This is a genomic window from Streptomyces sp. NPDC018000 (assembly GCF_044328025.1).
GTDB lineage: Bacteria > Actinomycetota > Actinomycetes > Streptomycetales > Streptomycetaceae > Streptomyces.
In genome coordinates, this window is the sequence record NZ_JBIRGM010000006.1 from 254,078 (window position 1) to 278,130 (window position 24,053).

The 24,053-nt window shown below is 69.3% G+C and carries 22 protein-coding genes and 7 tRNA genes; 16 read left to right on the forward strand and 13 right to left on the reverse strand.

Annotated elements, in window-relative coordinates; all coding sequences use genetic code 11:
* Window positions 1-563 precede the first annotated feature (563 nt).
* The 3 genes from ACH4EW_RS17160 to ACH4EW_RS17170 all read left to right on the forward strand — a co-directional run bounded on the left by ACH4EW_RS17160 (window position 564) and on the right by ACH4EW_RS17170 (window position 2,300).
* Complete coding sequence (locus tag ACH4EW_RS17160; RefSeq protein ID WP_398257442.1) at window positions 564-773, forward strand: hypothetical protein; 210 nt, start codon at window positions 564-566, stop codon at window positions 771-773.
* Window positions 774-987: 214 nt separating this feature from the next.
* The gene (locus ACH4EW_RS17165) at window positions 988-1,959 is read left to right on the forward strand and encodes an aminoglycoside phosphotransferase family protein (RefSeq protein WP_398257444.1); all 972 of its coding nucleotides are present in this window, start codon (window positions 988-990) and stop codon (window positions 1,957-1,959) included.
* A 68-nt stretch (window positions 1,960-2,027) separates the two neighbouring features.
* Entirely contained in the window at window positions 2,028-2,300 is a 273-nt protein-coding gene (locus ACH4EW_RS17170) for a zf-TFIIB domain-containing protein (RefSeq protein WP_398257447.1), read from the forward strand.
* A 152-nt stretch (window positions 2,301-2,452) separates the two neighbouring features.
* Here the strand turns inward: ACH4EW_RS17170 and ACH4EW_RS17175 are convergent.
* The 5 genes from ACH4EW_RS17175 to ACH4EW_RS17195 form a co-directional block, all read right to left on the reverse strand.
* Window positions 2,453-2,527, reverse strand: a tRNA-Val gene (locus ACH4EW_RS17175).
* A gap of 23 nt (window positions 2,528-2,550) precedes the next feature.
* A tRNA-Val gene (locus ACH4EW_RS17180) sits at window positions 2,551-2,622 on the reverse strand.
* Between the two features lie 19 nt (window positions 2,623-2,641).
* A tRNA-Val gene (locus ACH4EW_RS17185) sits at window positions 2,642-2,713 on the reverse strand.
* Window position 2,714: 1 nt separating this feature from the next.
* Window positions 2,715-2,788 (reverse strand) — tRNA-Cys (locus tag ACH4EW_RS17190).
* Between the two features lie 36 nt (window positions 2,789-2,824).
* Window positions 2,825-2,897 (reverse strand) — tRNA-Gly (locus tag ACH4EW_RS17195).
* Window positions 2,898-3,060: 163 nt separating this feature from the next.
* Here ACH4EW_RS17195 and ACH4EW_RS17200 point away from each other — a divergent pair.
* The 3 genes from ACH4EW_RS17200 to ACH4EW_RS17210 all read left to right on the forward strand — a co-directional run bounded on the left by ACH4EW_RS17200 (window position 3,061) and on the right by ACH4EW_RS17210 (window position 5,823).
* Entirely contained in the window at window positions 3,061-4,095 is a 1,035-nt protein-coding gene (locus ACH4EW_RS17200) for a chorismate-binding protein (protein ID WP_398257670.1), read from the forward strand.
* Complete coding sequence (locus ACH4EW_RS17205) at window positions 4,095-4,916, forward strand: aminotransferase class IV (protein WP_398257450.1); 822 nt, start codon at window positions 4,095-4,097, stop codon at window positions 4,914-4,916. Before ACH4EW_RS17200 ends, ACH4EW_RS17205 begins: the two co-directional genes overlap by 1 nt.
* A gap of 64 nt (window positions 4,917-4,980) precedes the next feature.
* On the forward strand, window positions 4,981-5,823 hold the full coding sequence (locus ACH4EW_RS17210; protein ID WP_398257453.1) for a GNAT family N-acetyltransferase: 843 nt from the start codon (window positions 4,981-4,983) through the stop codon (window positions 5,821-5,823).
* A gap of 53 nt (window positions 5,824-5,876) precedes the next feature.
* On the opposite strand, the gene ACH4EW_RS17215 is transcribed toward ACH4EW_RS17210, so the two are convergent.
* Window positions 5,877-6,392 (reverse strand): DsbA family protein, encoded by a 516-nt coding sequence (locus ACH4EW_RS17215; RefSeq protein ID WP_398257456.1) that lies wholly within the window; start codon window positions 6,390-6,392, stop codon window positions 5,877-5,879.
* A gap of 202 nt (window positions 6,393-6,594) precedes the next feature.
* Here ACH4EW_RS17215 and ACH4EW_RS17220 point away from each other — a divergent pair, with 202 nt between their 5' ends.
* Together ACH4EW_RS17220 and ACH4EW_RS17225 are read left to right on the forward strand one after the other, a co-directional pair.
* Window positions 6,595-7,050: a hypothetical protein gene (locus ACH4EW_RS17220; protein WP_398257673.1), complete on the forward strand. Its 456-nt coding sequence runs from the start codon at window positions 6,595-6,597 to the stop codon at window positions 7,048-7,050.
* Between the two features lie 475 nt (window positions 7,051-7,525).
* Window positions 7,526-7,681, forward strand: coding sequence for a hypothetical protein (locus ACH4EW_RS17225; protein ID WP_327366311.1), 156 nt, complete (start codon window positions 7,526-7,528; stop codon window positions 7,679-7,681).
* A 4-nt stretch (window positions 7,682-7,685) separates the two neighbouring features.
* Here the strand turns inward: ACH4EW_RS17225 and ACH4EW_RS17230 are convergent, their stop codons facing one another.
* Complete coding sequence (locus ACH4EW_RS17230) at window positions 7,686-8,273, reverse strand: CGNR zinc finger domain-containing protein (protein WP_398257458.1); 588 nt, start codon at window positions 8,271-8,273, stop codon at window positions 7,686-7,688.
* A 354-nt stretch (window positions 8,274-8,627) separates the two neighbouring features.
* On the reverse strand, window positions 8,628-9,041 hold the full coding sequence (locus ACH4EW_RS17235; RefSeq protein ID WP_003959770.1) for an SsgA family sporulation/cell division regulator: 414 nt from the start codon (window positions 9,039-9,041) through the stop codon (window positions 8,628-8,630).
* Between the two features lie 190 nt (window positions 9,042-9,231).
* Between ACH4EW_RS17235 and ACH4EW_RS17240 the strand changes: the two genes are divergently transcribed.
* Both ACH4EW_RS17240 and ACH4EW_RS17245 read left to right on the forward strand, forming a co-directional pair.
* On the forward strand, window positions 9,232-9,723 hold the full coding sequence (locus ACH4EW_RS17240) for a TIGR02611 family protein (RefSeq protein WP_398257461.1): 492 nt from the start codon (window positions 9,232-9,234) through the stop codon (window positions 9,721-9,723).
* Between the two features lie 54 nt (window positions 9,724-9,777).
* Window positions 9,778-9,849: transfer RNA gene (locus ACH4EW_RS17245), tRNA-Val, on the forward strand.
* A gap of 441 nt (window positions 9,850-10,290) precedes the next feature.
* Here the strand turns inward: ACH4EW_RS17245 and ACH4EW_RS17250 are convergent.
* Complete coding sequence (locus ACH4EW_RS17250) at window positions 10,291-12,798, reverse strand: SCO7613 C-terminal domain-containing membrane protein (protein ID WP_398257464.1); 2,508 nt, start codon at window positions 12,796-12,798, stop codon at window positions 10,291-10,293.
* An 83-nt stretch (window positions 12,799-12,881) separates the two neighbouring features.
* On the opposite strand from ACH4EW_RS17250, the gene ACH4EW_RS17255 reads away from it, so the two are divergent.
* Both ACH4EW_RS17255 and ACH4EW_RS17260 read left to right on the forward strand, forming a co-directional pair.
* Window positions 12,882-13,328, forward strand: coding sequence for an SRPBCC family protein (locus ACH4EW_RS17255; protein WP_398257467.1), 447 nt, complete (start codon window positions 12,882-12,884; stop codon window positions 13,326-13,328).
* A gap of 39 nt (window positions 13,329-13,367) precedes the next feature.
* A tRNA-Val gene (locus ACH4EW_RS17260) sits at window positions 13,368-13,439 on the forward strand.
* 79 nt (window positions 13,440-13,518) lie between these two features.
* On the opposite strand, the gene ACH4EW_RS17265 is transcribed toward ACH4EW_RS17260, so the two are convergent.
* Window positions 13,519-14,244 (reverse strand): 3'-5' exonuclease, encoded by a 726-nt coding sequence (locus ACH4EW_RS17265; protein WP_398257470.1) that lies wholly within the window; start codon window positions 14,242-14,244, stop codon window positions 13,519-13,521.
* 225 nt (window positions 14,245-14,469) lie between these two features.
* Here ACH4EW_RS17265 and ACH4EW_RS17270 point away from each other — a divergent pair, with 225 nt between their 5' ends.
* The 3 genes from ACH4EW_RS17270 (at window position 14,470) to thrS (ending at window position 18,485) form a co-directional block, all read left to right on the forward strand.
* Complete coding sequence (locus tag ACH4EW_RS17270; RefSeq protein ID WP_327276249.1) at window positions 14,470-15,036, forward strand: DUF4365 domain-containing protein; 567 nt, start codon at window positions 14,470-14,472, stop codon at window positions 15,034-15,036.
* Complete coding sequence (locus ACH4EW_RS17275) at window positions 15,036-16,370, forward strand: hypothetical protein (RefSeq protein ID WP_398257473.1); 1,335 nt, start codon at window positions 15,036-15,038, stop codon at window positions 16,368-16,370. The genes ACH4EW_RS17270 and ACH4EW_RS17275 overlap by 1 nt, the downstream gene beginning before the upstream one ends.
* 129 nt (window positions 16,371-16,499) lie before the next feature.
* The gene (gene thrS / locus ACH4EW_RS17280) at window positions 16,500-18,485 is read left to right on the forward strand and encodes a threonine--tRNA ligase (RefSeq protein WP_398257475.1); all 1,986 of its coding nucleotides are present in this window, start codon (window positions 16,500-16,502) and stop codon (window positions 18,483-18,485) included.
* Window positions 18,486-18,514: 29 nt separating this feature from the next.
* On the opposite strand, the gene ACH4EW_RS17285 is transcribed toward thrS, so the two are convergent.
* A complete protein-coding gene (locus tag ACH4EW_RS17285; protein WP_398257478.1) occupies window positions 18,515-19,192 on the reverse strand; it encodes a potassium channel family protein in 678 nt (225 codons plus the stop codon).
* Between the two features lie 77 nt (window positions 19,193-19,269).
* Between ACH4EW_RS17285 and ACH4EW_RS17290 the strand changes: the two genes are divergently transcribed.
* Window positions 19,270-19,830 carry an HIT family protein gene (locus tag ACH4EW_RS17290; RefSeq protein WP_398257481.1) on the forward strand — a complete coding sequence of 187 codons (561 nt, stop codon included), beginning with the start codon at window positions 19,270-19,272 and terminating at the stop codon, window positions 19,828-19,830.
* Between the two features lie 62 nt (window positions 19,831-19,892).
* On the opposite strand, the gene ACH4EW_RS17295 is transcribed toward ACH4EW_RS17290, so the two are convergent.
* Complete coding sequence (locus ACH4EW_RS17295) at window positions 19,893-21,563, reverse strand: hypothetical protein (RefSeq protein ID WP_398257675.1); 1,671 nt, start codon at window positions 21,561-21,563, stop codon at window positions 19,893-19,895.
* A gap of 147 nt (window positions 21,564-21,710) precedes the next feature.
* Window positions 21,711-23,936: an elongation factor G-like protein EF-G2 gene (locus tag ACH4EW_RS17300; protein WP_398257484.1), complete on the reverse strand. Its 2,226-nt coding sequence runs from the start codon at window positions 23,934-23,936 to the stop codon at window positions 21,711-21,713.
* Between the last annotated feature and the right edge of the window lie 117 nt (window positions 23,937-24,053).

Here is a 24,053-nt window from a genome sequence, read left to right on the forward strand (position 1 = left end):
ACCGGGGGGCCGTCGCCGAGAAGCGGAGGGGGTAGTGAGTGAAGTCACGGCCGGGGAGGGGCCCCGAACCGTTCTGACGCGCGAGTGTCCCCCGCCCGGACGAAATGTCCGGACGGGGGACCGGGATGCGCTCAGCGGGACGTCTTCCCCTTCCCTCGGGGAGCGGTCACGTGCAGCGTGGTCCTGATCGACCGGCCCAGGTACGGAGTGTCCGGGCCCGGCGTCGGCTTCGCCGCGCAGCCGCCGGGCCCGCTGAGGACCGAGGAGCCGGCGGTCGCTTCGATGGTCACCGAGCGGCCGGGGGCCAGAGGCCGAATACATCGGAGGCTGCGGGCGTACGCGACCGAGCCCCTCCGGGATGACCCCGGGATCAGACGCCCGCTCTCCACCCAGGGGAGTACATCGACCACCCGGGGCTCATCCTCCGGGAGGCCCGGCATTCGGTACGCGGGCATGACGTCGTACGACGTCCACGTCCCTAGTGTTGACCTCAAGCGGCGGGTGCAGCACTCGTCCCCCGAGGCCAGACGCCCGCCGCTCCATATTCAGTCAGGAGAGGAACCATGGCGGACACGGCAGCGCGGACCATGATCCGCACACGGGGACGCAGGGCCGATGCCTCGTTCGGCAGCCACCCGTCGTCCGGTACGCGCCACCCGCTGGTGGCGACGGCGATGGTTCTTCCTCTGGCGGCCCTGCTCGTAGTCGTCTTCGGCGGCTGGGACGCAGTGATCACACAGGCGTCGTCCGTGGGCGTGATGCTGGGGCGCTGAGCGGCGCCCCGGGTCCGGAAGAGCGGTCCGGACCGGGACATCCGGCCAACAACCCCGTGGGGACGGGGGTACGGCGGGCGGCAGCGTTTGTCCGGTCAGCTGGGGAGCTGACCGGACATCGCGCTGTCCGGGGTCTCCTCGCGACGCGCGTACGCTCATCGGCGGGCCCGGCGTGTATCGGGCCACCTGCATCTGTCCGCCACCGGAGGAGTCCGTGACCACCGCAGTCGTACGCTCGCTGGGCGCCCTCGCCCACCGGGCCGCCCACGCACATCCCGAGGACATCTGTGCCTGCCCGCCACCGGCGGTGCTCGCCGACCGCGCGGACGGCACAGTGGTCCGCAGCGGGCCCGTCGTCGCCAAGGCCCACGCCCCTGGCACGGGCACCCCCGACCTGCTGGCCCGCCTGACCCTCGCGAACGACCCCCGCCTGACCGGCATCCTCCTCACCCCCCTGCAGCCCCAGCCCTCCACGCCCTCCGCCGCCCTCCAGGGGCGCCCGGTCACCCTGTGGCCCCACGGCGAGCCCGTCGACCCCGGCGACCCCGACGCCGCCCCCTGGGAAGAGGCCGCCGTTCTGCTGGCCAGGCTCCATCTGACCCCGGCCCCGCCCGCCCTCGCGCTCCCGCCCATGCGCGGCCCCGCAAAGGCTTCGCTCGCCGTTGCCCGGATGCGCGCCGCCCGGCCCGGCGACCCGGCCACCGCCCCTGTACTCGAAGCGTGGCACCGTCTGCCCGCCTGGGCCCGCGACGAAGCCGCCGCGCCCCGGCACCGCTCCCGCTTCCTGTGCCATGGCGATCTGCACCTCGGGCAGCTCGTCCGCCACCCCGCCCCGCACGGCCCCTGGCTGCTCATCGACGTCGACGACGCCGGCCTCGGCGACCCCGCATGGGACCTCGCCCGCCCCGCCGCCTGGTACGCGGCCGGGCTGCTGCCTCCCGAGGTCTGGCTCCGTTTCCTGGACGCCTACCGGGCAGCCGGCGGCCCCGCCGTGCGCGCCGAGGGCGATCCCTGGCCCGAACTGGACGTCCCGGCCCGTGCACTGACCGTTCAGACCGCGGCACTGGCATGCGCCAAGTCCGCGGCGGAGGGCCGAACTCTGGATGAGGTGGAGCAGACGATGATCGATGCCTGTGTCCGAATTGTCTCCCTCCCTCCCGAGTTGGCCGCCGAGCACTCGTCGTAGGCTGAACCGACCGTCGGCGGGCATGCATTCCGGCGACGGTGACCCGACGGCGAGGAGTGAGCCAAACCATGCAGTGTCCCAAGTGCCACGCACAGATGCAGACGTACAACCGCAACGGCATACAGATCGAACAGTGCAGCGGCTGCCGGGGGATCTTCCTCGACTACGGCGAGCTGGAGTCCCTGACCCGCATCGAGGCGCAGTGGACGCAGCAGGCTCCGCCCGCGCCGCCCGCCCCGCAGGCCTACCCGGCCGCCCCGGCGCCCGCCTGGGGTGCCCCGCAGTACCACGGTGGTCACTACCGGCGCAAGAGTTTCGGGCGCATGCTCTTCTCCTCCTGAGCGGGGCGACGCCGGTGAGGGCCTGACCATGGGCCCGGACGCTTCCGTCCGGGCCCGCGGTGCGTTCCGCCGCCCGGCCGCTCAGCGGTAACCACCGCTGCTCATCGCGGAAACGACAAAGCCCCGGTCGCCAAGACGACCGGGGCTTTCGCTGGTGCGCGATACTGGGATTGAACCAGTGACCTCTTCCGTGTCAGGGAAGCGCTCTCCCGCTGAGCTAATCGCGCAGGGTGAAACTGCGTGTACTGCGTGCGCGATACTGGGATTGAACCAGTGACCTCTTCCGTGTCAGGGAAGCGCTCTCCCGCTGAGCTAATCGCGCGGGGATCCTTGCGGATCAGTGGACGATACTGGGATTGAACCAGTGACCTCTTCCGTGTCAGGGAAGCGCTCTCCCGCTGAGCTAATCGTCCTTGGAGGTGGAGACGGGATTTGAACCCGTGTAGACGGCTTTGCAGGCCGTTGCCTCGCCTCTCGGCCACTCCACCAGGGGTGGGAGTTCGGGAAGACCCCCACCTTCTGCGAGCGGACGACCAGGTTCGAACTGGCGACCTCAACCTTGGCAAGGTTGCGCTCTACCAACTGAGCTACGTCCGCTTGTCTTTCCCGGTCTGCTTGCGCGTCCCGGCGACGTGTTGAACTCTAGCGGATTCCCGGGCCAGTACAAAAACGCGTTTGTGCAGCGTGCTGAAGCGCGTAAGCCCCGGCGCGGGTCATCGCGCGCCGTCCTAGACTCAACGGCGTGCACGACCTCGCTCCAATGGCCCGCTTCGGCGGCCTCGTCGCGTCCGATCTGCAGGACGTGACCAGTGATCCCGCAGCCCTCGACTCGTCCGGCTTCTGGGCCGTGTCCGTCGATTTCGAGGGCAGGCTCGTCTGCGCGCGCTTCGCCGCCGTACGCACCGAGACGGTGCCCGCCCCAGTACGCGGCGCCTGGTGCGGGCCCGCGGCCGGTGACTGGAAATCGTCCCTGGACCGTGCCGCGTACACCGCGGGCGTACGGCGGATCCGCGAGTACATCGCGGCGGGCGAGGTCTACCAGGCCAACCTCTGCCGGGTGATGACCGCGGAACTGCCCGACCCGGCCGCCGCGGACGTGGACGCGCTGACCGCGCTGCTGGCGCGCGGCAATCCCGCCCCGTATGCAGGAACGATTCGGCTGCCCGCGCACGGCGTGGAGATCGCCACTGCGTCCCCCGAACTCTTTCTGAGGCGCGACGGCCTGACCGTCGAGTCGGGTCCGATCAAGGGCACCGGACGGACCGAGGGCGATCTGCTGGAGAAGGACCACGCCGAGAACGTGATGATCGTGGACCTGGTCCGCAACGACCTCGGCCGGGTTTGTGCCACCGGATCGGTCACGGTCCCCGACCTCTGTGTGGTGGAGAAGCACCCCGGCCTCGTCCACCTCGTCTCCACCGTGCGCGGAGAGCTCGCCGAGGGCGCCGGCTGGCCCGAACTCCTCGACGCGGCGTTTCCACCCGGCTCCGTCACCGGGGCACCCAAGTCCAGCGCCCTCGGGATCATCGAGAAACTGGAGACGGCACCGCGCGGGCCCTACTGCGGCGGCATCGGCTGGGTCGATGCCGACCGCAGCACCGCGTCCCTGGCCGTCGGCATACGGACCTTCTGGATCGACCGGACCGGGACCGCCCCGGTACTCCGCTTCGGCACCGGGGCCGGCATCACCTGGGGCTCCGACCCGGACCGCGAATGGGACGAGACCGAACTCAAGGCATCCCGGCTGCTCGCTGTAGCGTCGGGCGCTCACGAAGCGACTGGAAGGACCGCGTGATGAGGATTTGGGTCAACGGCGAACTGCGGGATGCCGACGACGCCCGGGTGTCCGTGCTCGACCACGGACTCACCGTGGGGGACGGCATCTTCGAGACGGTCAGGACCGTCGACGGCAGGCCCTTCGCCCTCACCCGCCACCTCGATCGCTTGACCCGTTCCGCCCGTGGCCTCGGCCTCCCCGACCCCGACCTCGACGAGGTCCGCCGCGCGTGCACCGCCGTCATCGACGCCAACCCGATGGCACTCGGCCGGCTGCGCATCACCTACACCGGAGGACTCTCCCCGCTCGGCTCCGACCGCGGCAACGCAGGCCCCGGCCTCGTCGTCGCCCTCGGGGAGGTGGCGCGCCGTCCCGACACCACCGCCGTGATCACCGTCCCCTGGACGCGCAACGAACGCAGTGCGCTCGCCGGGCTCAAGACCACCTCGTACGCCGAGAACGTCGTCGCCCTCGCCCGCGCCCATGAGCACGGCGCGTCGGAGGCACTCTTCGCCAACACGGTCGGACAGCTCTGCGAAGGCACCGGGTCCAATGTCTTCGTCGTCCTCGGCGGGCAGGTGCACACCCCGCCGGTCGCCTCCGGCTGCCTCGCCGGGATCACCCGCGCGCTGGCCGTGGAGTGGACAGGGGCCGAGGAGACCGACCTGCCGTTCGATGTCCTGGAACAGGCCGAGGAGATCTTCCTGACCTCCACCCTGCGTGATGTGCAGGCAGTCCACCGGGTGGACGACCGGGAGTTGCCCGGCGGGCCCGGCCCGGTGACCGTCAAGGCCATGCGGATCTTCGACGAGCGGGCGGGGAACGACCTCGACCCGTAGAACCCGTGGCTCGAAGCCGCAAAACAGGGTGACGGGCCGGGGCTCAGCGGATAGAACGGCTCTGATGACCACGACCCTGCGGCCGACCGGGCCGATCCAGCAAGGCGCCGACGGTGCGAAGAGCCGCGCGTACGACGTGTGCGACAACGGACGGCCTGTCGGAGCCGTCGAGATCGGCACGCATCCGGGGTTCGGCGCGTCGGCCGGTGTGCTGCGTTCCCTGAGCGTCGACGAGCCGAGCCGGCGGCGGGGCCGTGGCACCATTGCCGCGCTCGCCGCCGAAGAGGTGCTGCGTGGATGGGGATGCAGCCAGGTGTTTCTTACAGCACCTGCGGACAACGAGGGAGCCCGGCGGCTGGCAGCCGCACTCGGCTACACCGAACGCAGCCGGAACATGCTCAAGGATCTCGCCCGGACGGTTCCGGCGATTCCGGACGGTGCCATCGCCCGGGGGATGAGCGCCGAGGAGTTCGCGCAGTGGCAACGCACCAGCGTCGACATGTATGCGCAGTCCTGGATCGACCAGGGCGTCCCGGTCGAGCAAGCCATGCAGAAGTCCCGGTCCGATCATGCCCGTAACCTGCCGAACGGCATCGACACCGCGGGCATGCATTTCCACGTCCTCGTTCACGAGGGCGCGGTCGTCGGCCATGTGTGGGTGTCGGTGCGCGAAGACAGCCAGGGCGAAATGGACGGATACGTCTTCGACGTCGAGGTGAGCGAGGAGCACCGTGGCCGTGGCTACGGACGTGCCCTGATGCGGCAGGCCGAGCTCATTGCCCTGGACGCGGGTGCCCACCGCCTCGGGCTGCACGTCTTCGCCTCCAACACACCGGCCCTGCGGCTGTACGAGTCGCTCGGTTACGGAGCGACTCAGTACAACCTGGCCAAGATGCTCACTCCCTGAGGGCTGTCCCGTAATCCCTGGTGGGCGGGGTTACGGGACAGCCCTTAGTCGGCTCAGCCCTGCTCGGCGAGCAGCCGGTCGGCGATCTCCTCAATCCGTTCGCGCAGCCCGTCCTGGCTCTTGCCGCCGTCCAGCCGCTCGTCGCCGATCACATACGTCGGTGTGCCGGTGACCCCGATCGCCTTGCCCTCGGCCTGGTCGGCGTCGACGATCAGCAGGTGGCGTCCGTCGATCAGAGCGGTGTCCATCTCCTCGGCGTCCAGGCCGATTTCCCGCGCCACCTCGAGCAGCAGCGGCTCGCCGGTGCGGCCGAGGTCGTCGGTACGGGCGAGAACCGCCTCGATGTACGGCCAGTCCTTGCCCTGGGCCGCGGCCTCCTCGGCGGCCTGCGCGGCGGCGTAGGCGTGCTTGTGCTTCTCCAGTGGGAAGTGCCGCAGCCGCACCTCAAGGCGGTCGCCGTACTTGGCCCGCAGGGAGTGCACATCGGTGAGGGCCTGGTGACAGTCGGGGCACTGGAGTTCGCACCAGACGTCGAGGACGACGGGCGCTGCGGGGGTGGAATCGCTCATACGGCCAGTCTCCCAGGGCCCGCCCGAGCGTCCCAATCCGCATCCGATCCATTCCGTCTCCGTGCGGCGGGATTGCTCCTGATCGGCACCTGGGGAGGATCCCGGCCCTGAAATGTCCCTGATGTGGTCCCGGATCGTGGCCGCCCGGGCGGTGACCGGTGCAGGATGGAAGGGACGTTTCCCCCTGCGCCTGGAGGCCCTGATGCTTGCCGAGACCATTTGTTCCGCGGCGTCCGCGGCGGGCCTGGGCATCGCCGCCGTCACTGCGTACCGGAAGCGCTTCCTCGCCGCGGCGAGGATCGCCGCCTACTCCCTGGTGCCGATCGGCCTGGTGCTGACCGGGATCGTGGACTGGGTCGCCGGAATCGCCTTCAAGCCGAGCGTCTGGTTCGGCTTCGGGCTGCTGGCCGTGGCCTGGCTGCTGTTCATGACCACTCGTACGATCGAGCGCCGTGGCGTCGGTACCCGTAAGGAACGCAAGGCCGCAGCCCGGGCAGCGCAGAGAGAGGCCATCGCTCCCGCGGCTTCGGCGCCTTCCCTGGGGTCCAGGCTCCCGGCGACACAGGCGCGTCCGAAGGCGCAGCCGAAGCAGCAGTCCGCCTCGTCGGGCGATGACTTCAGCGACATCGAGGCCATCCTGAAGAAGCACGGCATCTGACACGCACCGTTCTTTTGGACTGAGTCCGCTCAGCCGCCCGCCCCGAACGATCTTGGGCGCGCTGGTCCCCGGCATACTCACCCCCGCCGGGGCGGCGACACGCATCCTGCGCGACACTGCGCTGAGGCCACGGCTCCACCCGCTCCCGGCTCCTTCACGCCCTTGGGCACAACTCGGCGACTGCCGAAAGCAGGCCCCGGCTGGAGGACTTCGATGTCTTCTGGCGGCGCACCTCGACCAGTCGGGTACTTACCCGCCGGACCTCGAATTCAGCGTGTATGAAGCGATGTTGAGCAACACAGATGTCCACGACGTGTCGTGTGCGATGGAGGAGCGTACCGGTCGTGCTACCGAAAATGTGAGGGCCCATCGGACGCCGGAGCGAATCCTGCCCGGCCCGGGGCGGGTGAACTCACCGTACAAAAAGGCGTGTTGATCGCCAAAGAAGCCCGGAGGGAGTCATGATCGTCCCGAGATGGTGGACACCTCCCGGGGCGATGCCCCCGCAAGCCCTGCCGAAGAGCCGCGCGGCTGCCTCTTCGCGCTTTCCCAGCCCCCTTTGATGATCTTCCTCGCGGTGATCGGCAGCCTGCTGCTGATGGCCGCGTTGCATGATCTCTTCATGCTGTGAACGGTCAGTCGGCCGCTTCCCTTCGGCGTGCCCGGTATGCGGCCACATGCAGACGGTTACCGCAGGTCCGGCTGGAACAGTAGCGGCGGGAGCGGTTGCGGGAGAGATCGACGAAGGCATGCCGGCAGTCCGGCGCCTCGCAGCGCCGCAGCCGCTCCTGCTCGCCCGCCACCACGATGAAGGCCAGTGCCATGCCGCAGTCGGCCGCGAGATGGTCGGCGATCGAGGCGTCCGGTGCGAAGTAGTGGACATGCCAGTCGTAGCCGTCGTGATTGCTGAGCTGCGGTGTGGTGCCGGCGGCGGCGATGAGGGCGTTGACGAGCGAGGCGGCGATCTGCGCGTCGTCCGTCGCGAAGATCGTGGCGAAGCGCGTCCGTACGTCCCGTACGGCGCGCAGGTCCTTCTCGTGGAGCTTGCCCACGCCGCTGATGCGATGGCGCCGCGCGAAGTCGTACAGCGCTTCGATGTCGGCGAGACCGTCGAGCGGCTCGCCTTCCCGCTGCCCGCTCCCCCGGGGTTCGCTCTCCGGTGCGGTGTTGAGCAGATCGACCACTGTGTCTAGGGCGATCCGGGTGTCGTGGGGGATCAGCACGCTTTCGCTCCCTGGCCTCCGGCGGGCGGGTGCCCGCCGATGCCGGCTGACTCTACTGGTTCGGTGTCGGCGCACAGTGGCCCGAGAGGGTCCATGAGGGGTGCGGGGAGCGCTTACCGGCCACCTGTGGGTACCGGTGGGCCTGAGGTCCTCTGTGCGGGCCGTGGGCGGGTGCTCCGGGGCGCCAGGTGCGTACCGGTGCGCGGGGCATTCGGCCACGGCTGCGGGGGAACGCGCGCCGACGCCGTCACCACGGTGGATTCCGTGATGGCGGCGTCGGTGTCAGCCCTATGAGGTTTTCCGCGCGGCGCCGCCTCCCCGAGTTGGACGGCGCCGTGCAGCTCTCGGCCTGGCTCAGCTCTCGGCCAGGATGTGTGAGAGCTCCGTATCAAGGTCGAAGTGACGATGCTCGGTGCCTGGCGGAACCGCGGCGTCGGTCCTTTTCAGGAACGACTCCAGGGCCCTCGCCGGGGCTTCGAGCAGGGCTTCGCCCTCTGGGGAGCTCAGCGCGATGCAGACGACGCCCTGGCCGTGGCTACGGGATGGCCAGACGCGGACGTCTCCGGTGCCGGTGGGCCGATGAAGCCCCTCGGCGAGGAGGTCGCGGGCGAAAACCCACTCGACCGTTTCCTCCGCTCCGGTGTGGAAGGTGGCGTGCACGGCATAAGGATCGGCCGTGTCATACCGCAGGCCCGCAGGTACAGGCAGTGAGGACTCGCTCGACACAACGAGGCGCAGGTGCAGCTCGCAGCTGACCGTGGTGTTCATAAGCGCCAGGGCCTTTCGCTCAGTGTGCGCTCGGGGATTCGCACGTCGGCGAAATCGACATGCCACCTACGGTGGCGTTGTAAACCCCTCTGACCTTTTTGTGTTCCTTCAGGTAGCTCGTACGGCGGTGTGTAACTCGGGGTTATGCGGCCATTCCGGTGACGAGGGCTGTTCCGGTAGGTTGGCTCCCATGAATGCGGAGAGTGACGAGCGGGACTGGGGCGCCATACCGGCGAAATCAGTGTCCGCCACGGGGGATGTGACGGAAAGCGTGGCGGGAGATGTCGCGGAGGGTGTGACGAAGAAGGACCGAGAGCTCGGCTCCAGGGCGCCCGGGTTCATCAAAGCCTCCAGGGCGCTGCATCTGAGCTGGCAGGTCGGCGTCTTCGTGGTCGGCCTCGCGGTGGTCGTGACAGGCATCATCATGCTGCCGCTGCCCGGCCCCGGCTGGGTGGTGATCTTCGCCGGCATGGCGATCTGGGCGACGGAGTTCGTCTGGGCGCAGCTGGTGCTGCGCTGGACGAGGCGGAAGGTCACGGAGGCCGCTCAGCGGGCGCTCGACCCCAAGGTCCGGCGGCGCAACATCATCCTCACCGTGATCGGCCTGGTGATCATGGCGGCGCTGGTGGGGATCTACGTCTGGAAGTTCGGCATCACCATGCCGTGGAAGATCCACGAGTGACCCGGGGATGGTCATGGGGCGCCGCTGAGATGGGGTAATGTTTGGCCTGCGCCCGGGCGATTAGCTCAGTGGGAGAGCGCTTCGTTCACACCGAAGAGGTCACTGGTTCGAACCCAGTATCGCCCACCCCGGACAGAGGGCCCCTGAGACCACAGAGTCTCAGGGGCCCTCTGCATTTCCATGTTCACTCGCTGCGATACCTTCGTGAACCATTCAATCGGTTGTGGCAGCGGGCAACGCCAGGATTCGCTCTCCGAGAAGAAGCACCCGGGTATCCGGGTCAGGATCGGTTGTCGGTACTGCCTTCCATGACTGCGAGAATTTCTGGAAAGAGCTCAACACCCGAGTCCCCGTGGGCAATGCGCATCTCCCGGTTCCTTCCAGAACCCCGTCGCATTTCTACGCGACTATGACGAGGAACGCGTACTGCGCGAATCCGAGGGGCAGTTCGGCTGCGACCTCCGGCTGTGAACACTGTCCTGTCCGGTACGTCTTTGACGGCGGCCTGATGGCCACAAGTTGGCCCGAGGGTCATGGGGCGCCCCAGGCCAGTCATGTGACACATCGTCAATGCATGCGGCCCAGGGCGTCCTTCAGCCGCCGGGCGTCGCGCAGCCGCTGCTCGTACGTCGCCCCGACCGCCAGCAGCAACACCCCGGCCAACGCGGGCGGCAGCCAACGCGGCAGGGCGCCCACGACCTGTACCACGTACGGCGCGAGTTCGTGCAGGGCGTCCAGCGCCAGCACCGCACCACCGAGCAGCAGCAGCGCCTGCAGCCGCAACCGCGCGCCCGACAGGGTGATCACCAGCGCCGCCGCACCGAGCAGCAGCGGCCTGACCCAGTGCGGATCGGTCCATGCCGTGAAGAGGCTCGGCACCAGAGTCGCCGCGAGGCCCGCACCGTACGCCGTCCACGACGACGCCTCCGGATCACGGCGCCGGCGCAGCACACCGACCGCCAGAGCAGGCACTGTCACCGGCAGGGTGTACGCCTCCGGGGCCGAAACCCCCGAAGCCGACAGTCGCAGCCAGGCCGCCAGGACGAACAGCGCCATCGCCAGATACCCGGCCACCGGCCGCCGCTCGGCACGCACGGCCGTACCCGCGGCCAGTACCCCGCACAGCGCCAGCACCAAGGCCAGAAAGGGCCGGTCCGCCACTGCCATGGCCACCGCCACCACGCCCGCCACGGCCCCGGTCAGCTCGACCGGCAGAGCCGACGGGAGACCACGCAGCCGCACTCCGAGCAACACCGTCATCGCAGGGACGACCAGCAGGAGCGGCGCCGCCCGGTACGCGGCAAGCCCCAGCGACGCCCCGACCGCACGGGCGAGCACCATCCCGCACACCACCGCACCGCATGCCACCGCCGCCTGCGCGATCTGCAACGCCCTTACGGCCCGCGCCGCTTGAGCGGACTGCGGCGGCAACGCCCGCTCCGCCGACACCGCAGTGCCGCCGAGCATCACCGCGGCTGCGCCGAACACCACCAGCAGCACCGCGAACACCGCGTACGTAGCAGCCTCCGCCCCGAGCGACAGCACTCCCGTACTCACCGCGCCGACCAGACCGCACACCAGCGCAGTCAGCCCCACGCCATCCTTCCCGCAGCGCATACCCCGTACCGCCACCGCGAGCACCCCGGCGACCAGAGCCAATTGCACCGACATGGCGGCCGCGTACGACATCCCCAGCACCGGGGGCAACACGGTGAACCCCGCCCAGCCGAGCGCCACCGCACCCGCCCCCGCCGCACCCCGCCAGGCCGAACCCGGCGACAGCGCAGGACCGGCCACCCGTACCGGCCACGCCCACGACCGGTACACCGCCCCCGACAGACCGGCCACCACCAGCAGCACCACCGGTGCCGCAGCCATCCCCGACCACGGCAGGCTCTTCAGACCCAGCGCGCCCCGGATACCACCGTCCGGCGTTCCCGACCACACCCGGGCCAGCTGCGACACCGCACCCATCAGCGACAGTCCGACCGGCGGTGCCGCGGCCAGCACCGCGCCGACGGTCACCGCCGACGAAGCCCACACCATCCCCTGCCCGACCGGGCGCGGCAGCGGAGCGCGCACCGCAGCCAACAGCGCCACAGCGCACAGCAGATACACCGGCACCGACCAGCTCCAGGCCACCCCGGCACGCAGCACACCACCCACCGCGGCCACCCCGCACAGCCCGGTCACCACACCACCGGACACCGCAATCCACGCCGGCGCACGCCACGCCCCGGACACCGCGATCAGCGCACCCACGAGCAACAGCAGACCCGGTGCCAGCGCGGCCGACGCCGCATCGGCGGACATCGACTGCGCCAGGGCCACCAGCAGCCCCAGCAGGCCCGTCGCCCAGCAGCAGACGACGGACGTCACCCGTACCGCAACACCCTTGCCCCACACCGCGATCGCACAGTCCAACGCCGCCGTCACCAACAACGCCCAACCGAACGCTGCGGATCCCGCACCCGCCGCCCACGCCCACAGCAGCAGCGGCAGTTGCGCACTCACCACCGCCAGGGGCAGCGGCATCCGCAGCCGGTCGAGCAGCAGCCCGTACGCGCCCCAGAGCGCGGCCAGCACAGCCGCGGCGACCGCGGCGAAACCTCGCCCGTCGGCGTCCGGCACCGCGACTTGGTGCAGCGCATACGCGTCCAGCACCATCAGCGCCGACGCCAGGGCGGCGAGCGACTCGGCTGTCGCGGGCAACCCGCGACGCAGTAGCACGACAGGAGCGGAAAGCGCCGCGACCGTCACCACCCCGAGCACCGCCGAGCGGCCACCGATGCCCATGTGGCCCCAACTGACCAGAGTGAACGCGATCGCCGCGATCGTCAGCAGCAGACCGCCCAGGATGAGCAGCACATTCTGCGCACTGCGCGGCCCGACAGGTGCGGCAGGAGGTCCGAACGGAGCGGCGTACGGCGGTGCGGCAGGGCGCGCGACGGGCGGCGTCAGCACACTCAGCAGCCAGGCACGACGAACCAGCAACTGGGACCGGCGGGCATCCAGCAGGGCCAGCTCGCGATCGAGGAGCGCCAATTCCTCGGCGGGCGGCGGCACATGTTCCATGAGCGGCAGTGTGGCGTGAGCCACAGGTTCGGACATGCGCTCGGGTACTCAGTTCTCCGGCTGAGTACGCGCAGACTGGGGCCATGAAGTGGAGTCACTACCGATTTGTGAGTATCTGGGACCTGCCAGGCCCACCCGATGCCGTGTACGAGATCCTCGGACGCGCGGATGACTACCCGCGATGGTGGCCGCAGGTCCGCGAGGTCACCTCGGTCGACGGCACCACCGGAACCACCCGTATCCGCTCCTTCCTCCCGTACGACCTCGTCATGACCGTCCGCGAACGCCGCCGCGACCCCCGGGCCAGGGTCCTTGAAGCGACCCTCAGCGGCGACCTCGACGGCTGGGCCCGGTGGACGGTCACCGCACACGGCGCCGGGAGCCGTGCCACCTATGAGCAGGAGGTCGAGGTGCACAGGCGGCTGATGCGGATCCTCGCGGTGCCCGGACGCGCCGTGTTCCGGGCCAACCACGCCCTGATGATGCGTGCCGGACGGCGTGGCCTCACGGCCCGGCTGGAAGGAGTTTGAACCAGACCCTCCGAGCCCTGTATGGTTCAACCCGTTCCCGGGCGATTAGCTCAGTGGGAGAGCACTTCGTTCACACCGAAGGGGTCACTGGTTCGAACCCAGTATCGCCCACCCGGAAGAGGCCGGTCCGTCAGCAGAATCGACGGACCGGCCTCTGTCTGTCCGGGAACAGGGCCCGGGTCGCCACCGATCACGCCACAGCGGGAAGCTCCGGACGCAGCGGCCACGCAGGGTCCACCGCCTCCGCCGTGCCGTTCTTCGCGAACCATGCCTGCAGTCCGCGCGCCTGTGCCGCATGCCACACGGCCTGCAGGGTGTGCAGCTCCGCCGGCGTCAGCCGCTCCAGACGGGACGAGAACCGCCGTCCCACCGCCCGCACCAGCTCCAGCGAGGCCGCCGCATCGGCCGCCGCGTCATGTGCACCGTCCAGCACCACCCCGTACAGCTCGCAGAGATCGGTGAGGGTCCGCCGGCCCTTGCGGTAGCGGTCCAGGTGCTTGTCGAGTACGCGCGGATCCAGCACACACAGCGGTGCGTTCTGCAGGTACCCGGCGAGCGACGACGCGCGATGACGCTTCAGCTCCCGGTCCAGCAGCGTCAGATCGAACGGTGCGTTCATCACCACGAGCGGGCGGGCGGCCGCGCACTGCTCGGCCAGCGCCCGGGCTATTTCCTCCACCACGGGCGCCGGCCAGCGGCCGTTGCGCTGAAGATGATCGTCGGTCAGACCATGGATCTCGGTCGCCCCGGCGGGCACCGGCACACCTGGATTCACCAGCCAGCGGGTGAGGCGCACCCGCCCGCCTGCTGTGTCCTGGACGACCAGAGCGGCCGAAACGATCCGGTCCTCCTCGACGTCCACTCCCGTTGTCTCGGTGTCAAATGCGGCCAGCGGCCCTTCGTACCAGTGAGACATCCCCGAACTCCTCGTGCCCGAACGGCAGATGGCGTGATTCCCCTGCCCGGTTCGGTGATACCCGCGCCCTTTGCCTGATACGCCGTTTGCGGGCCGCCGTGTGCGGTGACAACACAGTTGACGGGAAAGGAAGTTGTCCGTCAGTCCCGCACGAAGAAATTCCTGCACCGCAGACATCCCTGCACCGAAGAACCGGTCGGCACGGCCCGGAAGGCACACGCAGCCATGGCGCTCGCGCAGCCCGAACCGAGCGGGCTGCTGCCCCAGCGGATCGCACCGCTGCGCGGCACACTCGCCACCACCGCCTGCATGGAGACCCTCCAGGTGGGCTACTTGCACGCCGTCGCGGCCGCGGCGGGGTGCTCCCTGTCGCAGCCCTTCCCCGACAACGGGATCGACTGGCACGTCAGCCACGGCGCCCCCGGCCACACCGTGGACGACGAAGTGACCATAAAGGTGCAGCTCAAATGCACCTACCAGATCCCGCCGCACCCGCCCGGACCGACGTTCTCCTTCACGCTCGACAACGCACACCTCGTGAAGCTCGCCCGGACCCCCGTGTCGGTGCACAAGATCCTGGTCGTGATGATCGTGCCGCGCAGCCAGGACGACTGGCTGCGCGCCGGACACGACCGACTCGACCTGCGCCACTGCTGCTACTGGACCAATCTGGCCGGCCACGCGGTGACGGGCCGGCACAGGACCACGGTGCGGATCCCGACTTCGCGCATATTCGACGACCGGGCGCTCTGCGAGATCATGACCCGCGTAGGGGCGGGAGGGAGACCCTGATGCGCCGGCCGCTGAACGAGTCCGCCGACGAAGCGATCGCGTCAGCCACACGCCCGAACCCCGGCGAATCCGCGGGAGCGTGGCCCATCGATCCCGAGCCGCTCGGAAACATCCCCGACCCCGCCCGTATCGACCCCGCGGTTCTCGGCGCCCTGCTCGACCGGCATGGCTGGCGGCGTCGCGGCGGGGCGGCCGGGCGCTGGACCCCACCGGGACTGCCGTCCCGGCCCGGCGGCGGTACGAGCCTCCTCGTCCCCGACACCACCGCCTTCCCCGACAGCGAGGACCTCCTCGGCGAGGTGCTGACCGCGCTCGCCCGCAGCGCCGTACCCTCCGCCCGCGAAGTCCTGGTCTCCCTCGCCGTGCCCAGTGACGAGATCCGCTGGTGGCGCGATGTCCCCGAACCCGTCGCGGGAGCGGCCGGGGCCGCCAGCTGGACGGGGGCGGAGCAGCTGCACACCGCCGCCCGGCAGATCCTGCTCGCCGGGGCGCTCGCCGTACGGGGGCGCACCGGCTACCACGGCGCACGCCACCGCCGCAGAGCCCTGGCAGCCCTCGAAGGCATCCTCGTCGGGCCCGCGCCCGGTGGCCGCGATCTCACCGTGTTCGCCCCCGTCGAACCGGGCCGCGCCGTCGCGGTACGGCTCTATCACGCCCTGCACGCCACCCGTGAGGCAGTGGACTACCAACGGGCGACCGGTGGCTTCGAAGCCTTCGACGCCGCAGTCGAGGCAGGGGTCAGCCGGGAACTGACCGAGGCCGTCATCGCACTGGTCCGGGGCTCGGAAGGGGCCGGGACAGCCCTGGAATGGGCGCCCGCCGCAGGCATCCCCGAGGGCTGCCCGGCCCGCCCCGAGCCGGTGGAGTTCTCCCCCGGCGGCCTGCCCGCCCTGCGCCGGGCGGGCGCTCGTTACCTCCAGGACGAGCCCGCCGTGACGGTACGGATCACCGGCGCCGTCGTCCGGCTGCGCCGCTCGGGGCCGCGTGGCGCCGGGATCGTACGACTGCGGGTGCTGGCGGGCGCAGAGGTGCCGCACGTACGGCTGGAGCTGGACGAGGAGGCGTACCGGATCGCGGGCCACGCCCACCTGGTGGGGCTGCCGATCCGGGTGGAGGGCAGGCTGGAGAGCCGCGGTGGCTTCCGGCGGCTGACCCGGGCCTCGCAGGTCGTGCCCGTACAGGTGGACGAGGCCGAACGGGACCGACTGATGAAAACGCTCCAGGAGAACGTCGACTGTTTCGAGGAGGCGTGCACCGGTGAATCGTGCACCGGCGAACAGGGCCGAGCGGCACATGGGGCCACCCCCACTTTGCCGGTCGGCCCAAGGGCGTAGAGGGCGGGCAGCGGACAAGACGAGGCTCTTCGCGCTCAACCGTTTAGCAGAGGGGGCCCACGGCTCGGTACGATTCGTATCGCACGTGCATCACGAATGCGTGCGTACCCCCTGAGTCAGGAGAGACCGGTGTCAGACGTCCGTGTGATCATCCAACGCGATTCCGAGCGGGAAGAGCGCGTGGTGACGACGGGCACTACGGCAGCCGAGCTCTTCCCCGGCGAGCGCACCGTTGTCGCCGCCCGGGTCGCCGGTGAGCTGAAGGACCTCGCATACGTCGTCGCCGACGGCGAGGTCGTCGAGCCCGTCGAGATCTCCTCCGAGGACGGCCTGAACATCCTCCGGCACTCCACCGCGCACGTCATGGCGCAGGCCGTGCAGGAGCTCTTTCCCGAGGCCAAGCTGGGCATCGGGCCGCCGGTCAAGGATGGTTTCTACTACGACTTCGACGTCGAGAAGCCGTTCACTCCCGAGGACCTCAAGGCCATCGAGAAGAAGATGCAGGAGATCCAGAAGCGGGGCCAGAAGTTCTCCCGCCGGGTCGTGACGGACGAGGCAGCCCGTGAGGAGCTGGCCGATGAGCCGTACAAGCTGGAGCTCATCGGCATCAAGGGCTCCGACTCCGTCGAGAACGCCGGCGACGGCGCGGATGTCGAGGTGGGCGGCGGCGAGCTGACCATCTACGACAACCTCGACCCGAAGACCGGCGATCTGTGCTGGAAGGACCTCTGCCGCGGTCCGCACCTGCCCACCACCCGGAACATCCCGGCCTTCAAGCTGATGCGCAATGCCGCGGCGTACTGGCGGGGCAGCGAGAAGAACCCCATGCTGCAGCGCATCTACGGCACGGCGTGGCCCACCAAGGACGAACTCAAGGCGCACCTGGAGTTCCTGGAGGAGGCCGCCAAGCGCGACCACCGCAAGCTCGGCAACGAGCTGGACCTCTTCTCCTTCCCGGACGAGATCGGCCCCGGCCTCGCGGTCTTCCACCCCAAGGGCGGCATCATCCGCCGCGCCATGGAGGACTACTCGCGTCGGCGTCACGAGGAGGAGGGCTACGAGTTCGTCTACTCTCCGCACGCCACCAAGGGCAAGCTCTTCGAGAAGTCCGGCCACCTGGACTGGTACGCCGACGGCATGTACCCGCCCATGCAGCTCGACGACGGGGTGGACTACTACCTCAAGCCGATGAACTGCCCGATGCACAACCTGATCTTCGATGCGCGTGGGCGTTCCTACCGTGAACTGCCGCTGCGCCTCTTCGAGTTCGGCACGGTGTACCGGTACGAGAAGTCCGGCGTCGTGCACGGTCTGACCCGCTCGCGCGGCTTCACGCAGGACGACGCGCACATCTACTGCACCAGGGAGCAGATGGCGGAGGAGCTCGACCGGACGCTCACCTTCGTCCTCAACCTGCTCCGCGACTACGGTCTGACCGACTTCTACCTGGAGCTCTCCACCAAGGACCCGGAGAAGTTCGTCGGCTCGGACGAGGTCTGGGAAGAGGCCACCGAGACGCTGCGACAGGTCGCCGAGAAGCAAGGACTGCCCCTGGTCCCGGACCCGGGCGGCGCCGCCTTCTACGGCCCGAAGATCTCGGTGCAGTGCAAGGACGCGATCGGCCGCACCTGGCAGATGTCGACCGTGCAGCTCGACTTCAACCTGCCGGAGCGCTTCGACCTGGAGTACACCGGTCCCGACGGCACCAAGCAGCGCCCGGTCATGATCCACCGCGCCCTGTTCGGGTCCATCGAGCGCTTCTTCGCGGTGCTCCTCGAGCACTACGCGGGTGCGTTCCCGGTATGGCTGGCCCCTGTCCAGGCGGTCGGCATCCCGATCGGCGACGCGCACATCCCGTACCTCCAGGAGTTCGCGGCCAAGGCCCGGAAGAAGGGGCTGCGGGTCGAGGTGGACGCCTCGTCCGACCGGATGCAGAAGAAGATCCGGAACCAGCAGAAGGCCAAGGTGCCCTTCATGATCATCGCGGGCGACGAGGACATGGCCAACGGCGCCGTCTCCTTCCGCTACCGCGACGGATCGCAGGAGAACGGCATCCCCGTCGAGGATGCCATCGCCAAGATCCAGAAGGCTGTCGAGGACCGCGTCCAGGTCTGACAGACACCCGGTGAGAGGCCCCCGGAGAGCTACCTGCCCTCCGGGGGCTTCTTCTCGTCCTCCCGCGTGAACACCTGCAGCAGCCACGACGAGAACGAACCCGTCACTGCTCCCAGCAGTGCCAGCCCGCAGGCCATCAGGCCCGACGCCACGACCCGGCCACCCGGTGTGACCGGCACCGCATCCCCGTACCCCACGGTGGTGAGCGTCTCGCACGCCCACCACAGCGCGTCGCCGAAGGTACGGATCGAAGCCCCTTCCGCCATGTGCTCCTGGTCGTAGACGGCGAGCGAGGCGGAGAAGCCCAGGAGCAGAGCGCTGGTACCGGCATACGCGATCACGCGGGCGTGCAGGCTCAGCCGTGGCTGCTCCCTGCGCCGCTGGACCGCCGTGTAGACCCGTATCAGGCGCAGCGGCCGCAGCAGGGGAAGCAGCAGCACCACCGTGTCCAGCCAGTGCACACGGATGAAACGGTGGCCGAGACCGCTGAGGCGGAACCGTACGACGTAGTCCGCGGCGAAGATCAACCAGGTGGCACCGACCAGGGCGAGGGCGAGAGTGCGCCAGAGCTCGGCGTCGTGCGGGGCGAGGACGCGGACCGCGTAACCGAACAGGAAGAGCAGTGAGGCGCCGAAGAGCGGCACTTCCGTGCGCTGCTCCCAGCGCCTGAAACGAAGGGTGGTGGAGTCCGCGGGCTGGTCGCTCATCGCATCAGCATCGCATCAGCGTCGCCGTGCGCCGAGGGGGGCGGCCCCGGCGACACGCTGGCCGGCAGTGAAGCAATATGCTGAACGCCATGACGAGTGAGCCGGAGCAGCAGATCGGAGTGGGGACGCCCGACGCGTTCCAGCGCCTTTGGACGCCCCACCGGATGGCGTATATCCAGGGCGAGAACAAGCCGACCGGTCCGGAGGCCGGCGACGGCTGTCCGTTCTGTGCGATCCCGTTGAAATCGGACGAGGACGGGCTTGTCGTCGCGCGCGGCGACAAGGTGTACGCCGTTTTGAATCTGTATCCGTACAACGGCGGACATCTGATGGTGGTGCCGTACCGGCATGTAGCCGATTACACGGAGCTGGACGGTCCGGAGACCATGGAACTGGCCGACTTCACCAAGCGGGCGATGACGGCTCTGCGGGCGGCGTCGGGGGCGCACGGGTTCAACATCGGTATGAACCAGGGCTCGGTGGCGGGGGCCGGTATCGCGGCCCATCTGCATCAGCATCTGGTGCCGCGCTGGGGTGGTGACACCAACTTCATGCCGGTGGTGGGGCATACGAAGGTACTGCCGCAGTTGCTCGCCGATACGCGCAAGATGCTGGCCGACGCCTGGCCGACGGCCTGATCCGAGCTGTTGCTTCTGCGAGGGCGCCCCGGTTTCTGCTTTACCGGGGCGCCCTCGCATGTCTATGCGTCGTAGAGGTCGGCCTTGCGCGGGGTCGGGTCCTGCACCAGTCCGCTCAGGACCATCGAGCGGTTGTCGAAGCGTTCGGTGTCGACGCCGTTCTCCTCCAGGACGCGTAGGGCGGCGCTGTGTACGGCGCGCAGGACGGGGGTGGCGGCGCGCATCGCGTCGTCGGCCATGAAGCGGTGGCGCCATGGCTTCTCGGCCCAGGCATGGCGCAGGCCGAACGGCTCGGGCAGGGCGATCTTGCCGCCCAGGTAGTCGAGGAGGGGCGGATACCAGGTGAAGGGGGCGCGCAGGGCGAGGCGGACGACTTCGCGGGGTTCGACCAGTGCGAGGGTGATGTCGCGGGTCTCCCAGAAGCGGACGGTCTTGTTGACCGTCTTGGTCTTGGCCGCAGGCTTGCTGGTGAAGAGCGAGTGGACCGGACCGAGTGCGTGTCCGGTGACTTCGATGCGCAGGGTTTCGTAGAGCACCGTGACCGTGATCATCATGGTGATGACCAACTGGCCGTCCCAGAGTGTGAACTGGACGCCCAGATAGTGCCGGTCGCCGCCGCCGAACTGCTGGTGGTTGCAGATCCGCTGTATTTCGTGCGGCTTGACCTGGAAGGTGGCGACGTCCTCGCCGTCGGGCCGGGAGACCGAGTCGGCGTTCTCGCCGACGGGAGACACGATCCAGTGAGTGACCGACGGGGTGGGGAATCCTCCGGTGTTCAGCGGGCCGCGCTCCAGCACCTTGAGCTGGTCGTGGATGGCCCGTATCAGGTCCCAGCTGCGGAACTGGTGGAATTCCTTGCCGGGTTCCCTGGAGACGAGTTGTTCGGCGAGCTGCCAGCTGCCCCAGCGGGTTCCCATGCCGAGGATTCCCTTGGGGCCCGCGTAGAAGACCGAGTTGGACTGCTGCTCGGCGGAGAGTTTCTCCAAGCCCTGGCGGAGTGCCTCGCGGGAGGTCTCGTTGGGGTTCTTGGGCACGGCCTCGGGGATCTTGGCAATGACGCCGCCGCCGGAAAGCAACCCTTCCCAGCGGGCGCGCATGTCCTTGGCGGAGGATTCGGCGATACGTCTGGCGATGAACCAGCCGATGACGGGGGCGACGACCATCGCCCGTACGTAGAGTGCGAAGAACCCGGTGAGCGGCAGCTTGACCAGGAAGAACAAGGCTACGATGCCGATGACCGGGAGCAGGGCGCTGCCAAGGGCGGCGAGGGCCTTGTCCTTGGTGTTGCCGAGCGAGTCGCGCAGCCGGAAGGCGATGACCCACAGGAGCATTCCGGGCAGGAAGAGAAAGCCGAACAGGACGGTGACTGCGGTCAGTTTGGTGTCGCGTGCCCTGCGGAGGCGGGTCGCGGACAGGCAGTGCTCGACGACGGTCTGCGGGTCGATTCCGAACGACTGAATAAGGGCCTTGCGGGCGCCGCCCAGCATGCGTTCCTGGACGGCGCGGGAGAATGCCTCGCCGAGGTTGGGCTTGAACCAGTCGGACTTGAGGAGTTTGGAACGGCCCGCCTTCACTTCGGACTTGTGCCACTCGCTGTTGGCTTCAAGGATGGTCTCCACCGGGCTGTCGCGGTACGCGGCGGAGGCGAGGGCGTTTGTCGCCACCGCCTGTCCGGCAGAGCCCTGGAGCGGAATCTGCGCTCCGGGAGAGAAATCGAATCCGTCGTTGGCCACCATCGCCCCCACTCGCCGCCAAGGAACTGCTCCTGCGGCTGTTTCCCAACTGCCGTGCCCGGCACACCTTCTGAGCTGGGACCACAGCGTATCGTCCGGATCACTTCGCCGCCCGCTCCTGTGGAAAAGAGCGGGCGGCACAGGCGATTACGCATCATTCGGGTTGTTTTCCTGCTGTTCGCGGATGCGCTCCGCGAGCTGTGGGGGCATGGCTTCGTGCCGGGCGTACGCCCGGTCGAAGCGGCCGGCGCCATGGGACAGGGAGCGCAGGTCGATCGCGTACCGGCCGATCTCGAGCTCCGGCACCTCGGCCCGTACGAGGGTGCGTCCGGGGCCGGACTGCTCGGTGCCGATCACTCTGCCGCGCCGCCCGGACAGATCGCTCATCACCGGCCCGACATAGTCGTCGGGCACCAGGACCTGGATCTCGGCAACGGGTTCGAGGAGCTGGATACGGGTGTCCGCGGCGGCTTCGCGCAGGGCCAGTGCGCCGGCGGTCTGGAACGCGGCGTCGGAGGAGTCCACCGAGTGGGACTTCCCGTCCCGCAGGGTGATGCGTACATCGACGAGCGGATGCCCGGCCGCGACTCCTCGGGCGGCCTGGGCGCGCACGCCCTTCTCCACGGACGGGATGAACTGACGCGGTACCGCCCCGCCGACCACCTTGTCGACGAACTCGATGCCCGAACCCGGTGGCAGCGGCTCCACGTCGATCTCGCAGATGGCGTACTGGCCGTGGCCGCCGGACTGTTTCACATGCCGGCCGCGGCCGGTCGACGGGCCGGCGAAGGTCTCGCGCAGCGACACCTTGTGCGGTACGGCGTCGACCTGGACGCCGTACCGGCTGCGCAGCCTGTCCAGCGCCACGTCCTGATGAGCCTCGCCGAGACACCACAGGACCACCTGGTGGGTGTCCTGGTTCTGTTCGAGGCGCATGGTCGGGTCCTCGGCGACCAGTCGGGAGAGCCCCTGGGAGAGCTTGTCCTCGTCCGCCTTGCTGTGTGCCTCGATGGCGAGCGGCAGCAGTGGGTCCGGTGTGGTCCAGGGGTCCATCAGCAGCGGCTGGTCCTTGGCGGAGAGGGTGTCCCCGGTCTCGGCGCTGCCCAGCTTGGCGACGTAGGCCAGATCTCCGGCGATGCATGCGGTGAGGGGGCGCTGTTGTTTACCGAAGGGTGAGGAGAGTGCGCCGACGTGTACCTCCGCCTCGTGGAAGGGGCGTGTCTCGTGGCCGGGGTCGGTGAGGCCGTGGCCGAAGACGTGGACGGTTTCGTCGGGGCGGAGGGTGCCGGAGAAGACGCGTACGAGCGAGACCCGGCCGACGTACGGGTCGGAGGCCGTCTTGACGACCTCGGCGACGAGTGGACCCTGCGGGTCGCAGGTCAGGACCGGTCGCGGGGCCCCATGGAGGGGTGTCACCCCGGGGAGCGGGCGCTCCAGCGGGGTGGGGAAGCCGCCGGTGATCAGTTCCAGGAGTTCAACGGTGCCGATGCCCTGGCGGGCGCCTTCGGCGGCGGGGGCCGCAGTGAGGACGGGGTGGAAGGCGCTTCGGGCGACGGCGCGCTCCAGGTCGTCGATGAGTGTCTTGATGTCGATCTCGGCACCGCCGAGATAGCGGTCCATCAGGGTCTCGTCCTCGCTCTCGGCGATGATCCCCTCGATCAGCCGGTTCCGGGCCCCCTGGAGCGTGGTCTGCTGGGCTTCGGCGGGCGGGCTCTCCCGCCGCTCGCCCGAGGAGTAGTCGAAGATGCGCTGGGTGAGGAGTCCGGTGAGCCCGGTGAGCGGAGCGTGCCCGTCCGGGCCCTCGGGTCCGTGCACGGGCAGGTAGAGAGGAAGTACGGCGTCGGGGTCGTAGCCGCCGAAGATCTCGCCGCAGATCCGGGTCATCTCGTCGAACGAGGTGCGCGCCGTGTCGAGGTGAGTGACGACGATGGCGCGAGGCATGCCGACGGCGGCGCACTCCTCCCACACGGCGCGGGTGGCGCCCGCCACGGCGTCGGCCTCCTGGGCCGCGGACACAATGAACAGGGCCGCGTCCGCTGCCCGCAGACCGGCCCTGAGTTCCCCGACGAAATCGGCGTATCCGGGGGTGTCCAGCAAATTGATCTTGTACCCGCCCCATTCGACGGGAACGACTGAGAGCTGTACGGAGCGTTGCTGGCGGTGTTCGATCTCGTCGTAGTCGGAGATCGTGGCGCCGTCCTCGACCCGGCCGGCCCGGTTGACCGCGCCCGCGGTCAGTGCGAGGGCCTCGACGAGGGTGGTCTTGCCGGATCCGCTGTGGCCGACCAGCACCACATTCCGTACGGATGAGGGCCGGTCGGCCGCTGCTGCCCTGCCGGCGGCCCCGGTGTATGTGTGTGCCTTGTCGCCCATGATGCGTGCCTCCCGGATAGTGGCGCGGAGTGGGAAGAAAAGCCGGCGCGGTGTGGGGGAAGGGAGCACGGGCGCGGAGGAGCGGCCGCGGCGGCTAAGGCGACGCCCGCGGTAATT

Excerpts from the sequence above, each read along its gene's own strand:
- ACH4EW_RS17160 (WP_398257442.1), top strand. The coding sequence starts at position 564 with ATGGCGGACACGGCAGCGCGGACCATGATCCGCACACGGGGACGCAGG.
- ACH4EW_RS17170 (WP_398257447.1), top strand. The coding sequence starts at position 2,028 with ATGCAGTGTCCCAAGTGCCACGCACAGATGCAGACGTACAACCGCAAC.
- ACH4EW_RS17200 (WP_398257670.1), top strand. The coding sequence starts at position 3,061 with ATGGCCCGCTTCGGCGGCCTCGTCGCGTCCGATCTGCAGGACGTGACC.
- ACH4EW_RS17205 (WP_398257450.1), top strand. The coding sequence starts at position 4,095 with ATGAGGATTTGGGTCAACGGCGAACTGCGGGATGCCGACGACGCCCGG.
- ACH4EW_RS17210 (WP_398257453.1), top strand. The coding sequence starts at position 4,981 with ATGACCACGACCCTGCGGCCGACCGGGCCGATCCAGCAAGGCGCCGAC.
- ACH4EW_RS17215 (WP_398257456.1), bottom strand. The coding sequence starts at position 6,392 with ATGAGCGATTCCACCCCCGCAGCGCCCGTCGTCCTCGACGTCTGGTGC.
- ACH4EW_RS17220 (WP_398257673.1), top strand. The coding sequence starts at position 6,595 with ATGCTTGCCGAGACCATTTGTTCCGCGGCGTCCGCGGCGGGCCTGGGC.
- ACH4EW_RS17225 (WP_327366311.1), top strand. The coding sequence starts at position 7,526 with ATGGTGGACACCTCCCGGGGCGATGCCCCCGCAAGCCCTGCCGAAGAG.
- ACH4EW_RS17235 (WP_003959770.1), bottom strand. The coding sequence starts at position 9,041 with ATGAACACCACGGTCAGCTGCGAGCTGCACCTGCGCCTCGTTGTGTCG.
- ACH4EW_RS17240 (WP_398257461.1), top strand. The coding sequence starts at position 9,232 with ATGAATGCGGAGAGTGACGAGCGGGACTGGGGCGCCATACCGGCGAAA.
- ACH4EW_RS17250 (WP_398257464.1), bottom strand. The coding sequence starts at position 12,798 with ATGGAACATGTGCCGCCGCCCGCCGAGGAATTGGCGCTCCTCGATCGC.
- ACH4EW_RS17255 (WP_398257467.1), top strand. The coding sequence starts at position 12,882 with ATGAAGTGGAGTCACTACCGATTTGTGAGTATCTGGGACCTGCCAGGC.
- ACH4EW_RS17265 (WP_398257470.1), bottom strand. The coding sequence starts at position 14,244 with ATGTCTCACTGGTACGAAGGGCCGCTGGCCGCATTTGACACCGAGACA.
- ACH4EW_RS17270 (WP_327276249.1), top strand. The coding sequence starts at position 14,470 with ATGGCGCTCGCGCAGCCCGAACCGAGCGGGCTGCTGCCCCAGCGGATC.
- ACH4EW_RS17275 (WP_398257473.1), top strand. The coding sequence starts at position 15,036 with ATGCGCCGGCCGCTGAACGAGTCCGCCGACGAAGCGATCGCGTCAGCC.
- ACH4EW_RS17285 (WP_398257478.1), bottom strand. The coding sequence starts at position 19,192 with ATGAGCGACCAGCCCGCGGACTCCACCACCCTTCGTTTCAGGCGCTGG.
- ACH4EW_RS17290 (WP_398257481.1), top strand. The coding sequence starts at position 19,270 with ATGCTGAACGCCATGACGAGTGAGCCGGAGCAGCAGATCGGAGTGGGG.
- ACH4EW_RS17300 (WP_398257484.1), bottom strand. The coding sequence starts at position 23,936 with ATGGGCGACAAGGCACACACATACACCGGGGCCGCCGGCAGGGCAGCA.